14 protein-coding genes and 2 pseudogenes are annotated in these 21,198 nt (G+C 74.1%); 7 read left to right on the top strand and 9 right to left on the bottom strand.

The features are described from left to right. Nucleotides 1–60: 60 nt before the first annotated feature. Entirely contained in the window at nucleotides 61–1,212 is a 1,152-nt protein-coding gene (locus tag ACFV9M_RS13730) for an XdhC family protein (protein ID WP_385077801.1), read from the top strand. Here the strand turns inward: ACFV9M_RS13730 and ACFV9M_RS13735 are convergent. Then, the gene (locus tag ACFV9M_RS13735) at nucleotides 1,164–2,513 is read right to left on the bottom strand and encodes a lanthionine synthetase LanC family protein (RefSeq protein ID WP_385077798.1); all 1,350 of its coding nucleotides are present in this window, start codon (nucleotides 2,511–2,513) and stop codon (nucleotides 1,164–1,166) included. The genes ACFV9M_RS13730 and ACFV9M_RS13735 overlap by 49 nt on opposite strands. Before the next feature lie 276 nt (nucleotides 2,514–2,789). Beyond that, nucleotides 2,790–3,230: an SRPBCC family protein gene (locus tag ACFV9M_RS13740; RefSeq protein WP_385077795.1), complete on the bottom strand. Its 441-nt coding sequence runs from the start codon at nucleotides 3,228–3,230 to the stop codon at nucleotides 2,790–2,792. A gap of 257 nt (nucleotides 3,231–3,487) precedes the next feature. On the opposite strand from ACFV9M_RS13740, the gene ACFV9M_RS13745 reads away from it, so the two are divergent. Next, a complete protein-coding gene (locus ACFV9M_RS13745) occupies nucleotides 3,488–4,483 on the top strand; it encodes a glycosyltransferase family 2 protein (protein WP_385077793.1) in 996 nt (331 codons plus the stop codon). Continuing rightward, nucleotides 4,480–5,079 carry an HAD-IIIA family hydrolase gene (locus ACFV9M_RS13750; RefSeq protein WP_385077790.1) on the top strand — a complete coding sequence of 200 codons (600 nt, stop codon included), beginning with the start codon at nucleotides 4,480–4,482 and terminating at the stop codon, nucleotides 5,077–5,079. The genes ACFV9M_RS13745 and ACFV9M_RS13750 overlap by 4 nt, the downstream gene beginning before the upstream one ends. 18 nt (nucleotides 5,080–5,097) lie before the next feature. On the opposite strand, the gene ACFV9M_RS13755 is transcribed toward ACFV9M_RS13750, so the two are convergent. The 5 genes from ACFV9M_RS13755 to ACFV9M_RS13775 form a co-directional block, all read right to left on the bottom strand. Continuing rightward, nucleotides 5,098–6,546, bottom strand: a complete 1,449-nt coding sequence (locus tag ACFV9M_RS13755) for a family 43 glycosylhydrolase (protein WP_385077787.1) — start codon at nucleotides 6,544–6,546, stop codon at nucleotides 5,098–5,100. Between the two features lie 317 nt (nucleotides 6,547–6,863). Continuing rightward, nucleotides 6,864–7,760, bottom strand: coding sequence for a PaaX family transcriptional regulator C-terminal domain-containing protein (locus tag ACFV9M_RS13760; RefSeq protein ID WP_385077784.1), 897 nt, complete (start codon nucleotides 7,758–7,760; stop codon nucleotides 6,864–6,866). A gap of 53 nt (nucleotides 7,761–7,813) precedes the next feature. Then, a complete protein-coding gene (locus tag ACFV9M_RS13765; protein ID WP_385077782.1) occupies nucleotides 7,814–9,208 on the bottom strand; it encodes an MFS transporter in 1,395 nt (464 codons plus the stop codon). Nucleotides 9,209–9,516: 308 nt separating this feature from the next. Continuing rightward, nucleotides 9,517–10,308, bottom strand: coding sequence for a S1 family peptidase (locus ACFV9M_RS13770; protein ID WP_385066318.1), 792 nt, complete (start codon nucleotides 10,306–10,308; stop codon nucleotides 9,517–9,519). A 343-nt stretch (nucleotides 10,309–10,651) separates the two neighbouring features. After that, nucleotides 10,652–13,465, bottom strand: coding sequence for an AAA family ATPase (locus tag ACFV9M_RS13775; protein ID WP_385066316.1), 2,814 nt, complete (start codon nucleotides 13,463–13,465; stop codon nucleotides 10,652–10,654). Between the two features lie 513 nt (nucleotides 13,466–13,978). Between ACFV9M_RS13775 and ACFV9M_RS13780 the strand changes: the two genes are divergently transcribed. From ACFV9M_RS13780 to ACFV9M_RS13790, 3 genes and pseudogenes are all read left to right on the top strand, one after another. Continuing rightward, nucleotides 13,979–15,649: an AMP-binding protein gene (locus ACFV9M_RS13780; protein ID WP_385066315.1), complete on the top strand. Its 1,671-nt coding sequence runs from the start codon at nucleotides 13,979–13,981 to the stop codon at nucleotides 15,647–15,649. Further along, a pseudogene (locus ACFV9M_RS13785) lies at nucleotides 15,646–15,888 on the top strand (AMP-binding protein); the annotation flags it as partial. The gene ACFV9M_RS13780 and the pseudogene ACFV9M_RS13785, both read left to right, overlap by 4 nt. Before the next feature lie 232 nt (nucleotides 15,889–16,120). Then, nucleotides 16,121–16,894 (top strand): annotated as a pseudogene (locus tag ACFV9M_RS13790) (glycosyl hydrolase family 5); the annotation flags it as partial. 290 nt (nucleotides 16,895–17,184) lie between these two features. Here ACFV9M_RS13790 and ACFV9M_RS13795 read toward each other — a convergent pair. Together ACFV9M_RS13795 and ACFV9M_RS13800 are read right to left on the bottom strand one after the other, a co-directional pair. After that, complete coding sequence (locus ACFV9M_RS13795; protein WP_385066314.1) at nucleotides 17,185–18,198, bottom strand: HNH endonuclease; 1,014 nt, start codon at nucleotides 18,196–18,198, stop codon at nucleotides 17,185–17,187. After that, entirely contained in the window at nucleotides 18,195–18,833 is a 639-nt protein-coding gene (locus ACFV9M_RS13800) for a class I SAM-dependent methyltransferase (RefSeq protein WP_385066311.1), read from the bottom strand. Before ACFV9M_RS13800 ends, ACFV9M_RS13795 begins: the two co-directional genes overlap by 4 nt. Before the next feature lie 351 nt (nucleotides 18,834–19,184). Here ACFV9M_RS13800 and gcl point away from each other — a divergent pair, with 351 nt between their 5' ends. Then, entirely contained in the window at nucleotides 19,185–20,969 is a 1,785-nt protein-coding gene (gene gcl / locus ACFV9M_RS13805) for a glyoxylate carboligase (protein WP_385066309.1), read from the top strand. Nucleotides 20,970–21,198: the final 229 nt, after the last annotated feature.

Below are 21,198 nucleotides of genomic sequence, written 5' to 3' on the forward strand. Positions count from 1 at the left end.
GCGTGCGTCAGCCCCGCCGTGGAACACCGTCCACGCGACAGCAGACAAGGAGACCGAGACATGCTGGACATCGCCGAGGAGCTGAACCGGTGGGTCGAGCAGGGCCGTGACTTCGCCGTCGCCACCGTCGTGGCCGTCGGCGGCAGCGCACCCCGCCGGCCGGGTGCCGCGCTCGCGGTGGACACCGACGGCACGGCGATCGGCTCCGTCTCCGGCGGCTGTGTGGAGGGCGCGGTGTACGAGCTGTGCCGGCAGGCCCTCCAGGACGGCGAGCCGGTGCTGGAGCGCTTCGGCCACAGCGACGACGACGCCTTCGCCGTCGGCCTGACCTGCGGCGGGGTCATCGACGTCCTCGTCACCCCGGTCCGGGCCGCGGACCGGGTCCGTCCGGTGGTCGCGGCCGCGCTGGCCGCCGCGGCACGCGGCGAGGCGACGGCGACGGCCCGGATCACCGCGGGCCCGCCGGACCTCGTCGGCCGCGCCCTCCTGGTCCGCCCCGACGGCTCCCGCGACGGCGGTTTCGGCGCCCACCCCGAGCTGGACCGCACGGTCGCCGCCGAGGCCGGCGCCTTCCTGGACGCCGGCCGCACCGGCAGCCTGGAGATCGGCGCGCAGGGCTCCCGCTGCGGGGCCCCGCTCACCGTGTTCGTCGAGTCCTCCGTACCGCCGCCGCGGATGATCGTGTTCGGCGCGATCGACTTCGCGTCGGCGCTGGTGCGCGTCGGCAGGTTCCTCGGCTACCGGGTCACCGTCTGCGACGCGCGCCCGGTGTTCGCGACGCGGGCGCGCTTCCCCGACGCCGACGAGATCGTCGTCGAGTGGCCGCACACCTACCTGGAGCGCACCGGCGTGGACGGCAGGACCGTCCTGTGCGTCCTCACCCACGACGCCAAGTTCGACGTCCCCCTGCTCCGGCTCGCCCTGCGCCTGCCCGTCGCCTACGTCGGCGCCATGGGGTCGCGCCGCACCCACCTCGACCGCGAGGAACGGCTGCGGGAGGCCGGCGTCACCGAGCTGGAGCTGGCGCGGCTGCGGTCACCCATCGGCCTCGACCTGGGCGCCCGGACGCCCGAGGAGACCGCGCTGTCGATCGCCGCGGAGATCGTCGCCGCCCGGCGGGGCGGCAGCGGGGTCCCGCTGACCGGCGCGCACACGCCGATCCATCACGACGTGACGCCGCTGCCGCCGGGGCGGATCGGATCGGTCGCCTGAGGCGGCACCGCGATCCGGCGCACCGTCGGCTGGTCCGGCCAGGCGAACGCGTAGTGCGGATCGCCCGACTCGCTCAGCCGCACGAAGCGCAGCAGCTCCCGCACGATGCCCGCGGTGCCCGCGCCCCAGCCGGTGCGCGGCTCCAGGGTGCTCGGGGTGACCCGGTGCTCGACGTTCGACCAGTGCGCCCCGCCGGCGTCCCGGGTGGCGCGGGCGAGCAGGTCCGCGACCAGGACGCGGGCGAAGCCCGGGGCGTCGCCCTGCTCGGCCATCCGGTCGCAGGTCAGCGCCAGGACGCCCGCCGTGCCGCAGCAGCGGGCGTTGTTGTCCCAGAACCCCGGCCGCAGCCGGCGCGGCAGCCCGGAGTGCGTCACGGTGTGCCAGCAGCGGTCCGCCAGCGCCTGCCAGGAGGGCTCGGCCAGGACGTCCCGCAGCAGCCGGAAGACCTGAGCGTCACCGGCCGGCCCGTGGCACCAGCCGTAGCTGTACCGCTCGATCAGGTCGGGCAGGTGCTGCGGGTCGGAGTGCGGCACCAGGAAGCCCTCCGGGCCCGCCTCGTCACGGGCCACGAAGCCCGACGCCCCGGCCCGCGCCAGGTCCGTGAAGTCCGCACGGCCCGTGGCCGCTCCCACGGCGGCCAGCCCGTACACGATTCCGAGGGTGCCGTGCGAGAGGTGGTGCAGCCGCGCCTCCACACCGGGCCGGTGCGCCCACTGCACGCCCCCCGCGACCTCCTCGGCCGTCCGCGCGTACGGCTCCAGCGCGAGCACCGCCAGTTCGGGGTCGCCGGCCGCGAGCGCGCCGAGGCCGATGCCCGCGTTGCCGCCCATCAGCTCGAACAGCTCACCCCAGCGCGTCCCGTCGAAGCGCTCCCGCACCCGGGCCAGGGCCCGGTCGGCGGCCCGGCCGGACGCGGCGTCGCCCAGCTCGCGGTGGACGGCCCGCAGCACCAGCGCCACCCCGGTGCGCCCGAAGTACAGCGAGTCGTCCCGGCATTCCTCGGCCGCGACCGCCAGGCTGCGGGCCGCGCGCAGGGCGGCGTCCCCGTAGACGTCGTCCCCGAAGTGCCGGCGTGCCTCCAGCAGCGTCGGCACGATCCCGGCGGTGCCGTCGTAGAGCATCGCCTCGACGGTGGTGTCCGAGGGCCGGGCCGGCCAGCCGAGGCCGCCGCCCGCCGTCTCCCGCGCCACCCCCAGCAGCCAGCGCAGGCCGTCCACCGCCAGCGTCTCGACCTCGTCCACCGCCGGTGTGGAGTCCTCGTCCACCGCCTGCGCCGCCCCGCCCCTGTCCACCGCTGTCATGGCTCCACCCTGGCACGGGCCAGGGCACCTGCCCAGGGGAACGGTCGGGGAGCCGTCACGGGGCGCGACGCGGCACGGGGCGGCAGCGGTGGCGCGCGGTGGACGCGGCGGCACGGAAGCGGCAGGCGCGGCGGCACGCGGCGGCACGCGGCGGCGCGGAGCAGCACGGTCCGCCCGGGCTCCCGGCCGAGCCGTGTCGGCGCCCTGCCGACGCCGGCGAGCGGGGTGTGGTGCGGCGCCGGCGTGCGGTCGCGGCGCGCGGTCGTCCGCACCCCGTCACGGGCGGCGCAGCAGACGGTTGGCCGCCCGCCCGAACACCACCCGGCCCGCGGTCCGCAGCAGCGGATCGCACAGGGACGGCAGCGGCCGCAGCCGGAGCTCCTCGCGCCAGACGACCCGGGCCCGCCCGCCCGGCCCGGGCCGCACCTCGATCTCGGCCCAGCCCCGCACCACGCGGCCGCGCTTCTCCAGCCGGCACAGACCCGGCTCGTCCTCGGCCGGAGGACACCAGACGGTGACCTCCATCCGGTCGTCGACGGCGAACGGTCCGACCCCGGAACGGGCCACGAACACCGTGCCCACGCGGGTCGGCCCCGGGGTGACCACGGTGACGCGGGTGAGGGGCACCACGTCACCGTGCCGGGGCCACTCGGTGAGCCGGCGCCAGGCCTCCTCAAGGGGGAGCGGCGCCGTACGTTCGAACTGGAAGGTGACCACGGAGAGATCGTAGGGACTCCCGGCGGCCCGGCGGCAGGTTCCCCGGCGGCTCACACACTTGGCCCAGTCGGGTGCCGGCGGCCGAGCCCGCCCGAGTCCGCCTCCGCGGACGCGGGCGCCCGCCATGCCTGTCCCACCCCACCCCACCCTGCCGCGCCGCGCCGCGCCGCGCCGCGCGGGTTTGAGGTGGTGGTCATCTGGCACCCGGGGAGTCCGGAGGCCGTCCACCCGCCGTCCGGGCGGAGGAAGGCGTACGCATGACCGCCTACACCGTCGTGATCCCGACCCGCGCGCGGGCCCCGCTCGCCGACTGCCTCGCCGCGCTCGCCGCCGCCAAGGGGCCCGCGCCGGCCGAGATCGTCCTCGTCGACGACCGGCCCGAGCCCGGACCGGCGCCGCTGGAGCACCCCTTGAGCGTCCTGGGAGACCTGCGCGAACGCACCACCGTGCTGCGCGGCGCCGGAAGCGGACCCGCCGCCCGGAACGCCGGCCTGCGCGCGGCCCGTACGCCCTGGGTCGTCCTGCTGGACGACGGCGTCCAGGTCGGACCCCACTGGGGCGAGCAACTGGCAGACGACCTGGCCGACGCCACCCCGGACACCGCCGGGGTACAGGGCGTGCTGGCCGTGCCCCTGCCGGGCGGGCGCCGCCCCACGGACTGGGAGCGCACCACCGCGGGCCTCGCGCGCGCCCGCTGGATCACCGCCGACATGGCCTACCGCACCGAGGCGCTCAAGCAGGCCGGCGGCTTCGACGAACGCTTCTGCCACCCCTTCCGGGAGGACACCGACCTCGCCCTGCGGCTGCTGGACGCCGGCTGGCGCATCCGGCAGGGGCGGCGCACCACGCGCCGTCCCGTCCCGTCCGCCGGCCGCTGGGAGTCCCTGCGCGCCGAGCGCGGCAACGCCGACGACGCCCTGATGCGGCGACTGCACGGACCGGACTGGCGGCACCGGGCGTTCGCGCCGCGCGGCCGGATCCGCTCCCACCTCGCGACCACCGCCGCGGGACTGGCCGCCGGCGCGTACGCCGTGTCCGGCCACCGCCGGTCCGCCGCGGCCGCCGCGCTCGGCTGGGCGCTGGGCACCGGCGCGTTCGCGTGGGCGCGCATCGCGCCCGGCCCGCGCACCGGCCACGAGGTCGCCACCGTGCTCGCCACGAGCGTGCTCGTCCCGCCCGTGGCCGCCTGGCACCGGATCAACGGCATTTGGCGACACCGCCGTGCCGCGCCCTGGCAGGAGGTGGCGCCGTGAACCGCGTCCGCGTCGTGCTCCTCGACCGCGACGGCCTGCTCGTGGAGCACGTGCCGCACAACGCCGACCCCGGCCGGGTCCGCCCCGCCCCCCACGCCCGCGAGGCGCTCGGCCTGCTCCGCGCGCGGGGCGTGCACACCGGCGTCCTCACCCATCAGCCGGGCGTCGCCCGCGGCCTGCCGACCCAGGCCGACCTGCGCCGCGTCGACGAACGGATCGAAGACCTCCTCGGCCCGTTCGACGTCTGGGCGGTCTGCCCGCACGGCCCCGACGACGGCTGCCACTGCCGCCCGCCGCAGCCCGGTCTGGTGCTGTGGGCCGCCGGGCGCGTGTGCACGCCACCGGAGCGGATCGCCGTGATCGCCACCACCCCGGACGCCGTCGAGGCCGCGAGCCGGGCCGGCGCCCACGGCATCCTCGTCCCCGCCCCGGCGGCGGACCCGCGGCGGACGGCGTCCGCCGCGCACGTCGCCCCGGACCTCCTCACCGCCGTGCGCGGGGTGCTGACCGGGCCGCCGAGGCAGCATGTGCCGGCGGACGAACGGGCGATCGCGCGGGCGTACCGGGAGGCCCGGGACGAGGCCGGACGGCCCTGAACCGCCCTGCCCCGTGACTCACTGGGCGTAGTACGTGGCGTCCGCCCGGTCCGTCGCGGTGCCCGGCGTCTGCACGTACAGCAGGTAGTCGTAGTGCCGGATGTAGCGGCCCGCGTAGTTGTACGACTCGTAGGAGACGCCCGCCGTGTCGGCGAGGCCCGCCCGCCGGTGGAACGTGGCGTCGGACGCGAACTGCGCCGTGCCGTCGTTCTTCTCCAGCCACACCTCGAAGGTGCGGTGCCGCAGGTAGTAACCGGGGAAGTCGGCCGACTCCAGCGACACCGTGCCGCTGCCCGCGAGGCCGGTCACCACCCGGAACTGCGAGTCCGCGAGCGGGCTGACGTCCGCCTCGACGCGGGCGCGGTACTCCCAGTGGCGGACGAAACGGTCGGGGACGTTGTACGAGGAGAACCGCTGCGGGGTGACCCCGTCGGCGACCGGGATGCCGAAGTCGGGGGTGCCGTCGGCCTTCCAGTACAGCTTCTGCACGCGGGTACGGCGGTTGGGGTCGGCGAGCGGGTCGCCGGTGATGTCCTTGTAGCTGCGGTCGTGGTAGACGAGGATGTCCGACCTGCCGTCCTCGGACACGGTGAACGAGTTGTGGCCCGGCCCGTACTGCGAGGTCGCGTCGTTCGACCGGAACACCGGCGACGGGCTCTTCGTCCAGGAGGCGGGGTCGGTGAGGTCGGCGGTCGAGGACGCGGTCAGCATCCCGATGCAGTAGTTGGCGTCGGTCGCGCTCGCCGAGTAGGTCAGGAACACCTTGGCGCCGTGCTGGATCAGCGCCGGGCCCTCGTTGACCTTGTAGCCGACCGTCTCCCAGGACAGCGTCGGCTGCGAGATCTCCGCCGGAGTGCCGGTGATCGTCCAGGGGTTGGCGAGCCGGGCGACGAAGAGGCTGGTGTTGTTGTCCTCGGCCGGGTTGCGCTGCGCCCAGGCGAGGTAGCGGACGCCGCCCACGACGAAGGTGGTGGCGTCGAGGGAGAAGCTCTCCCACGTGGTCCTGATCTGCCCCTTCTCCGTCCAGGTCGCGGTCAGCGGGTTGGCTCCGGTGCCTTCCAGGACGTACATGCGGATCGCCCACACGTCGTCGGTGGCGCCGGCCGCGAAGTACACGTACCACTTGCCGTCGATGAAGTGGATCTCCGGTGCCCAGATGTGGGCGCCCATGACCCCGCTGGTGTGCTTGGTCCAGATGGTGACCTCCTGGGCCGTCGACAGGCCCTGGAGGGTCGTCGCCCGGCGCAGCACGATGCGGTCGTACTCGGGGACCGTCGCGGTGAAGTAGTAGGAGCCGTCGGTGTGTCTGACGATGTGCGGGTCGGCCCGCCGCTCGGCGATCGGGTTGGTGTACGTCACGGCGGGGGAGTCGGGGACGGCGGCCCGGGCGGTGGCGCCCGGTCCGGTGAGGGCGGCCGTGAGGGCCACGAGGACGGCCAGGAGCAGCCGGACGGCGATACGTCGCAAAGGAGTTCTCCAGGGGGAGGGGAGGAGGGGGCACGTGGTGGGTACGAGCCGCCGCTCCTTCGTCCGTGATGTCGAACGCGGTTCGCGAATTCGGCCAGAACTTAAGGGTTGGGCATGCTCCCGTCAATGAGTTGGACAGGACCCGCCTCGGCGGACGCCCGCGACGCCCGCGACGCCCGCCACGCCCGCCACGCCCGCGACGCCTGCGGATCGGTGCGGTCGCCCCGCGCGGCGCGGCCGCCCGCGCGGGGCAGTGCGTCCCGTCTCGCGCGGGGCAGTGCGTCCCGTCCCGCGTGGGTCAGTGCGTCTCGCGCGGGTCAGTGTGTCCCGCGCGGGTCAGTGGTCTCCAGCAGGGCGCGGGCCGTGCGGCGGGCGGGCTCCGCGGTCTCCTCGGCGACGCGCCGGAAGGTGTCCTGGGCGGGGCGGGCCGGCCAGGCGGGGGGAAGGTGCCGGGCAGGCAGCCGGGGGTCTGTGCGGATGGTCTCCAGCCACTCGCTGACCAGGCGGAGCCGCGTGCCGATCGGGTCGTCCCCGGCTCCGGCGCTCAGCTGGGCGGTCCACCGCTTGTCGAAGGTGACGTAGCGGGCGGCGATGCTCTCCAGGTCCCAGGTGTCGCGGACCATCAGCGCGATGTCGGTGGCCTCGTCGGCCCGGGCGTGGAAGATCTTGACGTGGGCGGTGAGTCCGAGTTCCGCGATCAGGGCGGAGACGTCGACGTGTCCGGGCGCGATCCACAGCCCGCTGTACAGCGCGCCGAACCCGGACCAGGTCAGCCGCGAGCGCAGGTCGTGGCGCTGGCGCTTCCAGGAGTCGGGCAGGGAGAAGCCCAGCAGGGTCCAGGAGCCGTCCCAGTCGTCGTTGACGGCGCCCTGCGTCCAGATGCGGGTGCGGCCGTCCTCCAGTACGCGGGTCGCCTGCGGCGTCAGCCCGAAGTACATCCTGCGGCCCTCCCGCTGGCGCCGCAGCATGCCCCGGTTGACCATACGGGTCAGCGTGGAGCGCACGGCCTGTTCGCCGACGCCGACGCGGCCCAGGACGTCGATGATGCTGCCCGAGTAGACGCACAGGTCCCCCTCGTCCAGCACGTGGTTGCCGAAGAAGGCGAGCATGAGTGACTGCGGGCGCGGCTGCGGCCCGTCCGCGGTGTCGCCGCCCGGGGCGTCCCCGCCCGCGCTGCCGTCGTCCGAGGGATCCAGGATGTCGTCGTCCTCCACGGTGGAAAGCGTACGGCCGTCCACCGGCGGCGCGGCGGGCGGCCGTACGGCGTTCACCGGCCGTCGGCGGTGCGGGTGCCGGGCAGTACGGGGAGGTCGGGGAGGACCTCCTCGGCGCGGGCGCCGGCGGGCTGTTCGGCGGGGCCGGCGAGGGAGGCCCGGCTGGTCTCCCGCACACAGCACACGGTCAGCGCGGTGACGACGGCGCCCCCGCACAGCAGCAGGGCGACGGGCGTGCCGCTGCCGCTGCCGGCCACCAGGCCGCCGGCGATCATCGGGGAGAAGCCGGCGCCGATGAGCGTGGCGCCCTGGTAGCCGAGGGACGCGCCCGTGTAGCGCACCCGGGTGCCGAACATCTCGGTGAGCAGGGCGCCCAGCGGGCCGTACATCGTGGACTGGGCGACGCCGTGCCCGAGGACCACGGCGAGGATCAGCAGCCCGGGCGACCCGGAGTCGACCAGCGCGAGGACCGGGAAGGCCAGCACCGCCGAGGCGACGGCCCCGGCGAGGACGACCGGGCGGCGGCCCACCCGGTCGGAGAGCGCGGAGGCGCACGGCAGGACGACGAGCGCGACGCACGCGGACACGGTGAGCGCGGTGAGCACCTGCGGGCGGGCGTAGCCGATGCCGGTGGCGTACGAGATCAGGTAACTGGTCAGCAGGGACTGGGCGGTGAACGCGCCGATGCCCACGCAGCAGGCCAGCAGCACGGGACGCGGGTGCCGCAGCACCTCCAGGACCGGCAGCCGTGCCTCGGCGCGGTCCTTCTTCACCTCGGTGAACAGCGGGCTCTCCACCACCTTGAGCCGGACGAAGAGCCCGACCCCGAGCAGCACCACGCTCAGCAGGAACGGCACCCGCCAGCCCCAGGCCGCGAACTCGTCCCGGGGCAGGGCGACCACGAGGGTCACGACGACGGTGGACAGCAGGGAGCCGAGCGGGGCCCCCATCTGCGTGAAGCTGGACCACAGGCCGCGGCGCCGCTCGCCGGCGTGCTCGACGACCATCAGGGTGGCGCCGCCCCACTCGCCGCCGATGGCGATGCCCTGCACGACGCGCAGGGTGATCAGCAGGACCGGCGCCCACACGCCGACCGTGCCGTACGTGGGCAGCAGGCCGATGAGGAAGCTCGCGCCGCCCATCAGGCCCATGGTGAGCAGCAGCATGGACTTGCGGCCGAGCCGGTCGCCGAAGTGCCCGAAGACGACGCCGCCCACCGGGCGGGCCACGTAACCGGCGGCGAAGGTGCCGAAGGCGGCGATGGTGCCGACGGCGGGGTCGGCTCCCGGGAAGAACAGCTCGCCGAAGACGAGGGCGGCGACCGTGCCGTAGACGAGGAAGTCGTAGAACTCCACGGCGGTGCCGAGCAGCCCGGAGAGGGCGACCCGGCGGAGCCGGCGGAGGCGTTCGGGGCTCGGAGGCGGTGGGGCGACGGGGGACGGGGACATCGCGGTCTCCCTTGACCGGGGGAAGGACACCGCGAAAGTAGGCTCACAATCGACTGTCGTCAAGAAAGTGCACAACATCGAATGCCGGGCCTCCCCGGTCCAGGACATGGAGAGGGGGGGGGGGGGGGCGCCCGGGGGGGGGCGCCCCCCGCCCCCGGGGGGGGGCCGGGGGGGGGGGGCGGGGGGTTTCGGGGGGCGGCGGGGCCCCGGGGGGGGGGGGGCGGGGGGGGGGGGGGGGGGGGGGGGGGGGGGCCCCCCCCCCCGCCCCCTGGTCGTGCACCTGAGGGGTACTCAGGAGTTCTTCCGGGTCACGAGGCGACCTGTGCCGCCACGAGGCTGGAGAAGGTGGTCAGCCGGGTGTACACACCCGGGTAACCGGCCTCCGCACAGCCCTCGCCCCAGGAAGTGATGCCTGCCAGGACGCCCCCGATGAGCAGGGGACCGCCGCTGTCGCCCTGGCAGGTGTCTACGCCGCCGGAGGTGTATCCGGCGCACACCATGTCGCTCGCGACGAAGTCGGAGCCGTAGGAATTGCCGCAGCTGGAGTCGGACACGATCGGGACGGTCGCGGTCCGCAGCTGGTTGGAGGAGCTGCCGCCCGAGGAGGTGGTCCCCCAGCCGAGGACGCGGGCCGTGGTGCCGGCCGCGTACACGCCGGTCTGGCTGGAGGTCACGTACGACGCCGGCGTGTACGACATCGACGTCGACAGGGTCAGCACGGCCACGTCGTCACCGTTGGTGGCGTCCGTGTAGTCCGGGTTGATCCAGATCCTGCTCACCCGGCTGACCGTGCCGTTGGTCCCGTTGAGGTACGTGCGGCCGCCGACGACTCTCACGCTGCTGGTCGTCTCGCCGACCATACAGTGCGCGGCGGTGACCACCTTGGTGGGGGCGACGAGCGTGCCGCCGCAGAACTGGTTCTGCGAGGCGTCCGTGATCTGCATCATGAACGGGTACGCCGTCGTGGTGGTCGTCGTACCACCGACGATCGGCTGGGGGGCTGCGACAGCGGTGGGGGCGCTGAGCAACGCCGTCGCGGCGGCGGCAGCGGTCGCGGCCACGACGGCCGCGGTCTTCTTCGCACGGATGAGCCCGAACATGGATCTCCTTGCTGGGGAAGTTGCCGGTGGGGGGTCGCACGGGTGTGGGGGTGTACACGGGGGCGGGCGCCCTTCCCACTCGGACGGAGCCGGGAGTGGGGGAGGGGCCGTTCCCCGTGTGACCGGGCGAGCGGCACGCCCCTTACGCTAGGGGCCGGACCCTCGTCTCCCAATGAGGGAACCCCCTAAGGGAGTTGGGGAGGGAAAACCCTCGGTCGCCGCTCGGCGAACCCCGCGCGACACACCGCGCGCGGCAAACCCCCGCGCGGGAGACCACGCGCGGCGAACCCCGCGCGGTCCACCCGTGCCGTGAGCCCGCGCTGGCAGTTAACCCGCGGAATCGCTACTTCGCGTGACGCCCCGCCGCCAGTCGGACGATGTCCACCCGCGAGCGGATCCCCAGCTTGCGGTAGACCCGGGTCAGGGTCGCCTCCACCGTCTTGACGCTGATGAACAGGCGCGCGGCGATCTCCCGGTTGGTCGCGCCCTCCATGACCAGCGCGGCGACCTGACGCTCCATCGCGGCCAGTCCCTCCAGCGCCGGCACGGGCGGCTCCACCGGCCCGGCCCCGGCCCCGGCCGCCGCGGCCGCGACCGCGGCGTCGACCTGCCGCAGCCACGGCAGCGCCCGGCACCGCCGGAACAGCCGCGCCGCCTCCTCGTACGCCGTCGGCCCGGGCCGCCCGGTGCGCAGCCGGGCCAGCGCGAACGCGGCCCGCGCCTCCTCCAGGCCGTACCCCAGCCCCGCCAGCCGGTCCTGAACGGACGTCAGACGGGCCACCGCGCCCTCCTGGTCGCCGCGCGCCGCCCGCACCAGCGCCTCCGCCCGGTCCAGGACCGCCAGAACGCCCTCCCGGCCCAGCCGCAGCGCGTGCGCCCGGGTGACGTCGATGACGTCCTGCGCCTCGCCCGGCTCACCGATACGGACCAGGGCCTCGGCGAGATCGCCCTGCCAGCGGCCGCGTGCCGGGTCGGTGATGCCCATGCCCTGCTCCAGCTCCCGCACCCGGCGCAGGCTGGCGACCGCGCCCGCCGCGTCCCCGGCCACCGACTGGGCGTAGCCGAGCGCGGCCAGGGCCCGGGAGAGGTACATCTGGTCGCCGTCCTCCTCGGCCCGGTCCGCGGCCTCCCGGGCCAGCGCCAGCGCCCGGTCGACATCGCCGCCGGAGGCCTCCGCGAGGGAGGTGAGCATGGCGGAGGCGCCCAGGCCGATACCGGAGTCCCGGGCCAGGCGCAGGCTGTCGCGGGCCAGGTCCAGGGCGCGTCCGCAGTGCCCGGAGCGCAGTTCGGTGTCGGCGAGGAAACGCTGGAAGTGCACCTCGCTCTCGACCATGCCGCGCCGGCGCGCCTCGCGCAGCAGCGCCGTGATGGTCGAACGTGCCTCGGGCAGCTGGTCGCTCATCAGCAGCCAGCGGAACCGGGCGGTGCCGGCGCCGTTGTGGTGACAGGCCACATAGGGGTCCTGAGGCTCCTTCAGCGCGCGCTTGATGGTCGCGGGCGCGTCCGGATGGCCCATCAGGGTCTCGGTCGAGGCCTGGAAGGACAGCGCCATCAGCTCGGTGCGCCGGTCGCCGCCCCGCGCCGCCAGGTCGGCGGTGTGCGCGGCCTCCTGCCGGGCCTCGGCGAAGTCGCCCTCGACGACCAGCTTGCGCCAGGCCAGCCGGTAGTGGACCAGGGCGAGCAGCCGCGGGTCGTCGCCGGCGTCGGCGAGTGCCTGCGGGAAGGCGGCGTCGACCTCGCCGAGGGACTGCCCGGCCGCCTCGATCACCACCTCCCAGGCCCGTACCCGCTCGGCGGGCACCGTGGCCCGGGTCAGCACCTCGCGCGCGATGTCCCGGGCGAGGTCCACCTCGCCGGCGGTGATGGCGTCCTCCGCGGCCTGCAACCGGTGCCCGTCCGGGCCGGGGGTGCCGTCCGGCGGGGCGTGCCGGGCCGCGAGCAGACCGAGCGAGGCCGCCACCGAGGGGGCTCCCCGGTCCCGGGCCAGCGCGGCGGCCTCGGCCAGGCGGGCGGCCACCTCCGGGTCGGTGCCGGTGGTCGCCAGGGCGAGGTTGCGGGCCCGTTCGATCGGATCGGAGGCCGCCGTGGACAGCGCGGCGTGCGCGGCCCGCCGTTCCTGCGCGGGCGCCTCCGCGTACAGCGCGGCCGAGATCAGCGGATGCGCGAACCGTACGGCCGGGCCCTCCGGTTCCGTCGCCAGCAGCCCGAGGGACGCCGCCCGGGCGGTCTCGGCCTCGGCGTTCTCCCGGCCGGCCGCGTGCAGCAGTGCCAGGGTGGGGCGGGCGCCCGCGCTGGCGACGAGCAGGGTGCGACGGGCCTCGTCGGAGAGCATCTCCAGACGGCTGAGCACCAGGGCGCGCAGCGAGGTCGGCACGGGCAGCGGCTCACCCGGGCGCGGCGGGGTCGGGCTCTCGCCGAGGGCGCGGCCCAGTTCCAGGGCGAACAGCGGGTTGCCGCCGCTGGTGCGGTGGATCTCGCGGACCGTGGAGCGGGGCAGGTCGGTGTAGCCGCGGTGGTCGAGCAGGGCGGAGACCTGGGCGCGGGAGAGCGGGTTGAGGCGGACGGCGAGGGTGTCGGGCGGGGACGCGCGTAGCTGGCGGTCGTACTCCTGCCCCTCCGTCCGGACCGCGCAGAGCAGCTGGACGGGCGTGTCACCGAGCCGGCGGGCGGCGAAGCCGAGGAGTTCGGCGCTGGCGGAGTCCAGCCACTGGAGGTCGTCGGCGACAACCAGGACGGGACCCGCGGCGGCGAGGGCGCGCAGCGCGGACAGCACGGCCAGCCGCAGGGCGAGGCCGTCGCGTTGCAGGGTCGATTCGCCGCGGCCGGTCAGGGCCGCCTCCAGGGCGGTGCGCTGGGCGGCGGGCAGCCGGTCGGAGACCTCGTCGAGGACCAGGCCGAACAGATCGGCCAGGGCCAGGAAGGGGAGGTGGGATTCGGACTCGGTGGCCGAGCAGCGCAACACGGTGCGGGCCGTCTCGCCGTAATCCGCGGCCAATGCCCGCAGCACGGTCGATTTCCCTATTCCGGCCGGGCCGTGCAGCAGCACGCTGCCGCCGCGCGCCAGCTGCTCACGGGCCGCCGTGAACAGCTCCTCCCGGCCGACGACCAGGTCGGGGCGGCGGCTGGCAGACTCCTTGAAGTCCCGTCGCACGGTCACCGCTCCCTCCGAGTGTCGTGTCCGGGGCAAATTCTAGGCATTGGCGCATTGAAATTCGGAGGGACGGCATGGTGAGGGAGACAACAGCCGGCGCATACGGCAATTCGTCGCGGCGCGCTGTAACGGACGGACGCCGGGGGCGGGCCCGCCACGGCCCCGACGGACACCACCCGGCCTGCCTGCCGACGCCCTGCCCGGCCTGCCTGCCTGCCTGCCGACGCCCTGCCCGGCCGGCTGCCGGCGTGCCTGCTCGGCCGGCTGCCGGCGCCCTGCCCGGCCGGCTGCCGGTGTGCCTGCTCGGCCGGCTGCCGGTGTGCCCCCCGGGCGGCACACCGCTCACGGCCGTGCCCGCGCCGCCGCCAAGAGGTCCCGTGCCGCGTCCGCCGCCACCTGCCCCCTCCTCGCGGGCCCGTCCGCCGACGTGACCCCCGTTCGGGGGTAGTGAGACCCGCATCACGGATTACACGATGGCGGGGAGCCGCCCGGCAGTGGTCCGGGACCTAGGAGGAACAGATGACGACGCCGACGGAACAGTTCCGCAGGGCCAGGGACTTCCTGCTGGAACACCGCGAGGACTACGCCACGGCCCACCGGGACTTCGCATGGCCCCGGCCCGAGCACTTCAACTGGGCCCTGGACTGGTTCGACGCCATCGCGGACGGCAACGACCGCACCGCCCTGCACATCGTCGAGGAGGACGGCTCCGAGGTCCGGCTCTCCTTCGCCGACCTCTCCGAACGGTCCGACCGGGTCGCCAACCTGCTGCGCGAGCGCGGTGTCGAACCCGGCGACCGGATCCTCGTCATGCTCGGCAACCAGACCGAGCTGTGGGAGACCGCGCTGGCCGCGATGAAGCTGCGCGCCGTCGTCATCCCCGCCACCCCGCTGCTCGGCCCCGCCGACCTGCGCGACCGCGTGGAGCGCGGGCAGGTCCGGCACGTCGTCGTACGGGCCGGGGACACCGGCAGGTTCGACGACGTGCCCGGCGACTACACGCGCCTCGCCGTCGGCGGGGTGCCCGAGGGCTGGCAGCCGTACGAGGACGCGTACACCACCTCCGCCGAGTTCCTGCCCGACGGCCCGACCCTCGCCGACGACCCGCTGATGCTGTACTTCACCTCCGGGACGACGGCCCGCCCCAAGCTGGTCGAGCACACGCACGTGTCGTACCCGGTCGGGCACCTCGCCACCATGTACTGGATCGGGCTCCGGCCCGGCGACGTGCATCTGAACATCTCCTCGCCCGGCTGGGCCAAGCACGCCTGGTCCAACCTGTTCGCGCCGTGGAACGCCGAGGCGACCGTCTTCCTGCACAACTACACGCGCTTCGACCCGGCGCGGCTGATGGCCGAGATGGACCGCGCCCGCGTGACGACCTTCTGCGCTCCGCCGACCGTCTGGCGCATGCTCATCCAGGCCGACCTCACCCAGTTGCGCACCCCGCCGCGCGAGGCCGTGGCGGCGGGGGAGCCCCTGAACCCCGAGGTCGTCGAACGGGTACGGCGGGCCTGGGGCGTGACGGTCCGGGACGGTTTCGGCCAGACGGAGACGGCCGTGCAGATCGCCAACAGCCCCGGCCAGCCACTCAAGACCGGCTCCATGGGCCGCCCCAGCCCGGGCTACCGGGTGGAACTGCTCGATCCGGTGTCCGGCGTGCCCGGCGCGGCGGAGGGCGAGATCGCGCTCGACCTGTCGCAGCGGCCGGTCGGCCTGATGACCGGTTACCACGGCGACCCCGACCGCACGGCGGAGGCCATGGCGGGCGGCTACTACCGCACGGGCGACATCGGCACCCGGGACGAAGACGGATACATCACCTATATCGGACGCGGTGACGATGTCTTCAAGGCGTCCGACTACAAGATCAGTCCCTTCGAGCTGGAGAGCGCGCTGCTGGAACACGAAGCCGTCGCCGAGGCGGCCGTCGTCCCCGCCCCCGACCCGCTGCGGCTCGCCGTGCCCAAGGCGTACGTCGTCCTCGCCGAGGGCTGGGAGCCCGGCCCCGGCACCGCGAAGGCGCTGTTCGAGCACTCCCGCGAGGTCCTCGCGCCCTACAAGCGCCTGCGCCGCCTGGAGTTCGCGCCGCTGCCCAAGACCGTCTCCGGCAAGATCCGCCGCGTCGAACTGCGCGAGGCCACGGCGGCCGGCTCGGCCGCGGAGTACCGCGAGGAGGACTTCCGGTGACCCCGGCGGCCCCGGCGGCCTCCTACGCGCACGGCACCGGCACGACCCCGCTGCTCGGCGACACCATCGGCGCCGACCTGGACCGGACGGCGGCTCGGTGGCCGGACCGGGAGGCGCTCGTCGACGTGCCGTCCGGCAGGCGCTGGACGTACGCCGAGTTCGTCGCGGACGTGGACCGGCCGGCCTGCGCCCTGCTCGCGAGCGGCGTCGCCAAGGGCGACCGCGTCGGCGTCTGGGCGGGAAGTGGAGCTGCGGGAGCGTACGGGACCTGACGCTCCGCCGGCCCGTCGGGGCCGAGCGCGTCGGACGGACGTCGACGCGCTCGGTCCCGACGGGTTGTCAGGAGTGCGGGCGGGCTCCTACAGTCCCCAGCACACGCTGTTCATGGGAGCGCTCCCATCGATCGGGAGCCGGGGGTGCTCCCGGTGTCGCGTCAACGATCCGGTTGTCCCTCCCAGAGAGGCCCCCCACATGCAACCGTCACCGCACCGCCCCCGGACCGCGCGCGGACTGCTCGGCGCGCTGCTCACCGCTCTCGTCACCCTCACCGCCCTGCTGGCCGCCGTGCCGTCCGCCGCGGCCGACACCACGATCTGCGAGCAGTACGGATCGACGACGATCCAGGGGCGCTACGTCGTCCAGAACAACCGCTGGGGCACCAGTTCCCCCCAGTGCGTCACCGCCACCGACACCGGCTTCCGGCTCACGCGGGCCGACGGCTCCGTGTCCACCGGCGGCGCCCCGAAGTCGTACCCTTCGGTCTTCAACGGCTGCCACTACGGCAACTGTTCGCCCGGGACCGAGCTCCCCGCCCAGGTCGGCGGCATCGCCGGCGCACCCAGCAGCATCTCGTACGGCTATGTCGGCGACGCCGTGTACAACGCGTCGTACGACATCTGGCTGGACCCGACGCCCCGCACCGACGGGGTGAACCGGACCGAGATCATGATCTGGTTCAACCGGGTGGGCCCGGTCCAGCCGATCGGCTCCCCGGTCGGCACGGCCACTGTGGCCGGTCGCACCTGGGAGGTGTGGACGGGCGGCAACGGCTCCAACGACGTGATCTCCTTCGTCGCCCCGTCGGCGATCTCCGACTGGAGCTTCGACGTCATGGACTTCGTCCGGGAGACCGTCTCCCGGGGCCTGGCCCAGGACACCTGGTACCTGACGAGCGTCCAGGCCGGGTTCGAGCCCTGGCAGAACGGTGCCGGGCTCGCGGTGAACTCCTTCTCGTCGACCGTCGAGTTCTCGTCGTCCGTCGAGTTCTCGTCGACCGTCGAGTCCTCGTCGACCGTCGAGACCGGCGCACCGGCCGCGACCTGACGGACCCGCCGCGCGTTCCCGCTCCAGAACGCGCCCCCGCCCCCAGTTCCCCAGTTCCCCAGTTCCCCAGTTCCCCAGTTCCCCAGTTCCCCCCAGTCCCCCCACCCCCAGTCCCCCCGCCCGTCCGGCGGCACCCTCCCCGGACGGGCGGGGGCTCCACGTGTGCTCTCCGCTCAGTCACCGCCCCTGCGCCCCGCCTGGGATCAGCGCTTTCAGACAGCCGCCTGCACTGCCCTCAAAAACTCCGCCCACGAGGACACGTACCGGCCCGGCAGGGCATTCTTCAGGGTGAGTTGGAGCGTACGGCGCAGAGGATGGGGCGACTGCGCGATTGCCTCGTTACGCCTGGCCAGACGGGCGAGTTCTGCCTGGGTCGGTAGCCGATCGCTCTTGGCCCCGTTGCACGTCGCGTGCGCGGGTGCGAGGTTCCACAGGGCGTCCAGATCCGGGCCATGCCAGGAACCGACGCCACCGAGTCGAAGCATCAGGGAGAACGGGAACACGTGATCGACGGCTACGGCGTCGTTCGGGCCCAAGACCTCGTCACAGAGCAGGCAGCGGCCGTGTTGGAAGCCCACCGTGGACTCGACGATGCCGGTCACCGAACGGCGTCGTCGCCTGTCGGTGATCTTCAGGGTGTCCCAGTCGACGGCGACCCCCTCCTCGACCAGGCTGCGGCCGACGCCCGCTGCGAAGGAGCTCTCCACGATGCTCCAGCGCGCGTCCAACTCGGCAGCCAGGCCGGCGGCCTGCTCCGACTGTGCCAACCTGAGCAAGTCGGGAGTCAGGCGCACCACGCGCTGTCGCCCCGACCCCGACAGCTCATAGAAGGTATGAGGTACCGCGGTGTCGCCGCGCAGGTTGTGGAACTTGCGCATCACCATCGCCGGTATCGAGCGCACCGCGGCCGCCACCAGCCGCTCGGTAGGGCGTCCGTCGCCCAGCGTGGCAGCGCTCTCCTGCGAGGCGACGGCGAGGAAGTCGTTCTCTCCCCACTCCGCGGCCTGGGGCGCCTGCGGGCTCCGCGCCAAGTGGCTCACGATGCTGAAGCTGTAGGCAATGGCCAGATCGGCAAGCGGGACGGCCTCCTGCCCGTGCCGCCCGAACTCCAGCAGGGACTGGCCGAGGGCGAACTTGTAGGTGCGCGAGTTGGCCCCCATCAGCACCGCCAGGCGCCAGGACGCACGCGCCGAGGCGTCCTGGGCATAGAATTCCCGCCCGTTCACTCGTCCCCCTTGCGCAGGGCGACGGTCTGCCACCGGACCCGGGCGCGGCCGAGCCGGTCCTCGCCCTCCTCCACCAGCCTGACCAGCCGTAGCCCCGCTCGCTCGCCGTCACTCACGACCGCCTCGGCGGGCACGTCGTACATCACACGGTCCGTCGGCGGGGTGCCACGCCGAAGGGAGATCACCAGCAGTCCCGCCGGGGTCAGAAGTGCGGCCAGCCGATGCATCGCTCGCCCACGTGCGGCCGGCGGCAGGTGCATCCACACCGCGGACAGCAGCGCCAGGTCGAAGGTCCCTGACACACGGGACAGTTCGGGTACGGAATCCTCTGCCCAGCAGATGTTCTCGCTCGGGTTCAGCCGCTGTGCGACCTCCCGCAGCTCGCGCACCGGCTCGACGGCGAGGACCCGGTAGCCGCGTCCCGCCAGCGCCGCAGCGTCCCGCCCGGTGCCCGCCCCGACATCCACCACCGTGGCCGGGGCCGGCGGCAGCAGATCCAGAACCCCACCGTGCACCTCCTCGAAGGTGACGCTCCCGTACCGCTGCGCCAGGCGTCCGGCGTTGTGCGCGTAGTACGGCTGGACTGCCGAAGGCGGCGCGCCGCGTTCGGATGAGTTCTCCCCTGTACCGACCATGACCGAAAGCTACGTGAGCGCACTGACAACGCCCGGTGCCCGCGACCGCAGCGACTGGTGATCACCTCGCGGAGAACCACCATGCCGGCCCCACCGCCGTGACGACCGTCAGCAGCGTCGCCGGTGAGGCCCGGATGGCCGTCGGCGCGCGAAGAGGTGTCAGGCGTCGGCCGGCGGCCCGCCCGCCCCTCGCCGCCTTCCGTCCGCCCGTCTCTTGACGGTCTCCCGCCACCCTCCTACATTGCTTCCAGATAGTAGAAATCTTTTTCCGCAATGCGAAATTCGCAGCGGAGGTGCTCGCCGCAGGGCGCGACGGCGGAGCGCGTCCGACAGCCGAAGCTGGAGATCTCGATGGCTCGAATGACCGCTGCCCGCGCGGCAGTCGAAATCCTCAGGCGCGAGGGCGTCACCGCCGCGTTCGGTGTCCCCGGTGCGGCGATCAACCCGTTCTACGCGGCCCTCGAGGCATCCGGCGGCATCGCCCACACGCTCGCCCGCCACGTCGAGGGCGCCTCGCACATGGCGGAGGGGTACACCCGCGCCCACCCGGGCAACATCGGCGTCTGCGTCGGCACGTCGGGACCCGCCGGCACCGACATGATCACCGGCCTGTACTCGGCCATCGGCGACTCCGTCCCGATCCTGTGCATCACGGGCCAGGCCCCGACCTCCGTGATCCACAAGGAGGACTTCCAGGCCGTCGACATCGCCTCGATCGCCAGGCCGGTGACCAAGATGGCGGTGACCGTCCTGGAGGCCGCCCAGGTGCCCGGCGTCCTCCAGCAGGCCTTCCACCTCATGCGCTCCGGCCGCCCCGGCCCGGTCCTCGTCGACCTGCCGATCGACGTCCAGCTCACCGAGATCGAGTTCGACCCGGACACCTACGAACCGCTGCCCGTCTACAAGCCGGCCGCGACCCGCGCCCAGATCGACAAGGCGCTCGGCATGCTGAACGCCGCCGAACGCCCGCTGATCGTCGCGGGCGGCGGTGTCATCAACGCCGACGCCTGCGACCTCCTGGTGGAGTTCGCCGAGCTGACCGGAACGCCGGTCGTGCCGACCCTGATGGGCTGGGGGGCGATCCCCGACGACCACGACCTGAACGCGGGCATGGTCGGCCTGCAGACCTCGCACCGCTACGGCAACGCGACCTTCCTGGAGTCCGACTTCGTCCTCGGCATCGGGAACCGCTGGGCCAACCGCCACACCGGCGAACTGGACGTCTACACCGCCGGCCGCACCTTCGTCCACGTCGACGTCGAACCCACCCAGATCGGCAGGATCTTCGCCCCCGACTACGGCATCGCCTCCGACGCCAAGGCGGCCCTGGAGCTGTTCGTCGAGGCGGTCCGCGAGCTGAAGGCGGCCGGCACGCTGCCCGACCGCTCCGCCTGGGCCGCCGCGGCGCAGGAGAAGCGGGCCACGCTCCAGCGCCGTACGCACTTCGACGACATCCCGATCAAGCCGCAGCGCGTCTACGAGGAGATGAACAAGGCCTTCGGCCCGGAGACCCGGTACGTCTCCACCATCGGCCTCTCGCAGATCGCCGGCGCGCAGATGCTGCACGTCTACCGGCCGCGCCACTGGATCAACTGCGGCCAGGCGGGCCCCCTCGGCTGGACCGTCCCGGCCGCCCTCGGCGTCGCCACGGCCGACCCGGAGGCGACCGTCGTCGCCCTCTCCGGGGACTACGACTTCCAGTTCATGATCGAGGAACTGGCGGTGGGCGCGCAGCACAAGATCCCGTACGTCCACGTCCTGGTCAACAACTCCTACCTGGGCCTGATCCGGCAGGCGCAGCGCGCCTTCGACATCGACTTCCAGGTCAGGCTGGAGTTCGAGAACATCAACTCGCCCGAGCTGGGCGTCTACGGCGTCGACCACGTCAAGGTCGCCGAGGGCCTCGGCTGCAAGGCGATCCGCGTGACCGACCCGAACGACCTGGGCGCCGCCTTCGAGCAGGCCAGGAAGCTCGCCGCCGAGTTCCGGGTGCCGGTCGTCGTGGAGGCGATCCTGGAGCGCGTCACCGACATCTCCATGAGCGTCACCAACGACATCGGCAACGTCGTGGAGTTCGAGGAGACCGCCACGGAACCGGGGCACGCCCCGACGGCGATCAGGACGCTGAAGGTCTGACGCGCCACCGCCCGTGCGGCGGGAGCCGTCCGGGAAGGGCCCGGATCAGCACCCCTGGAGGACGAACGCGGCCCCGTACTCGGCTCCGGCGTACGGGCGTCCGGCCAGGCGCGTGCGGAGTCCCGGGCGCGGCGCCCGAGCCGCCCCCGCGGCCCGACGTCACGGACTCCGGCGCCCGCAGCGGCCCCAGCGCCCGCAGCGGACCCGGCGTGCGCAGCGGCCCCAGCGC

The organism is Streptomyces sp. NPDC059895 (assembly GCF_042731035.1).
Lineage (GTDB): Bacteria > Actinomycetota > Actinomycetes > Streptomycetales > Streptomycetaceae > Streptomyces.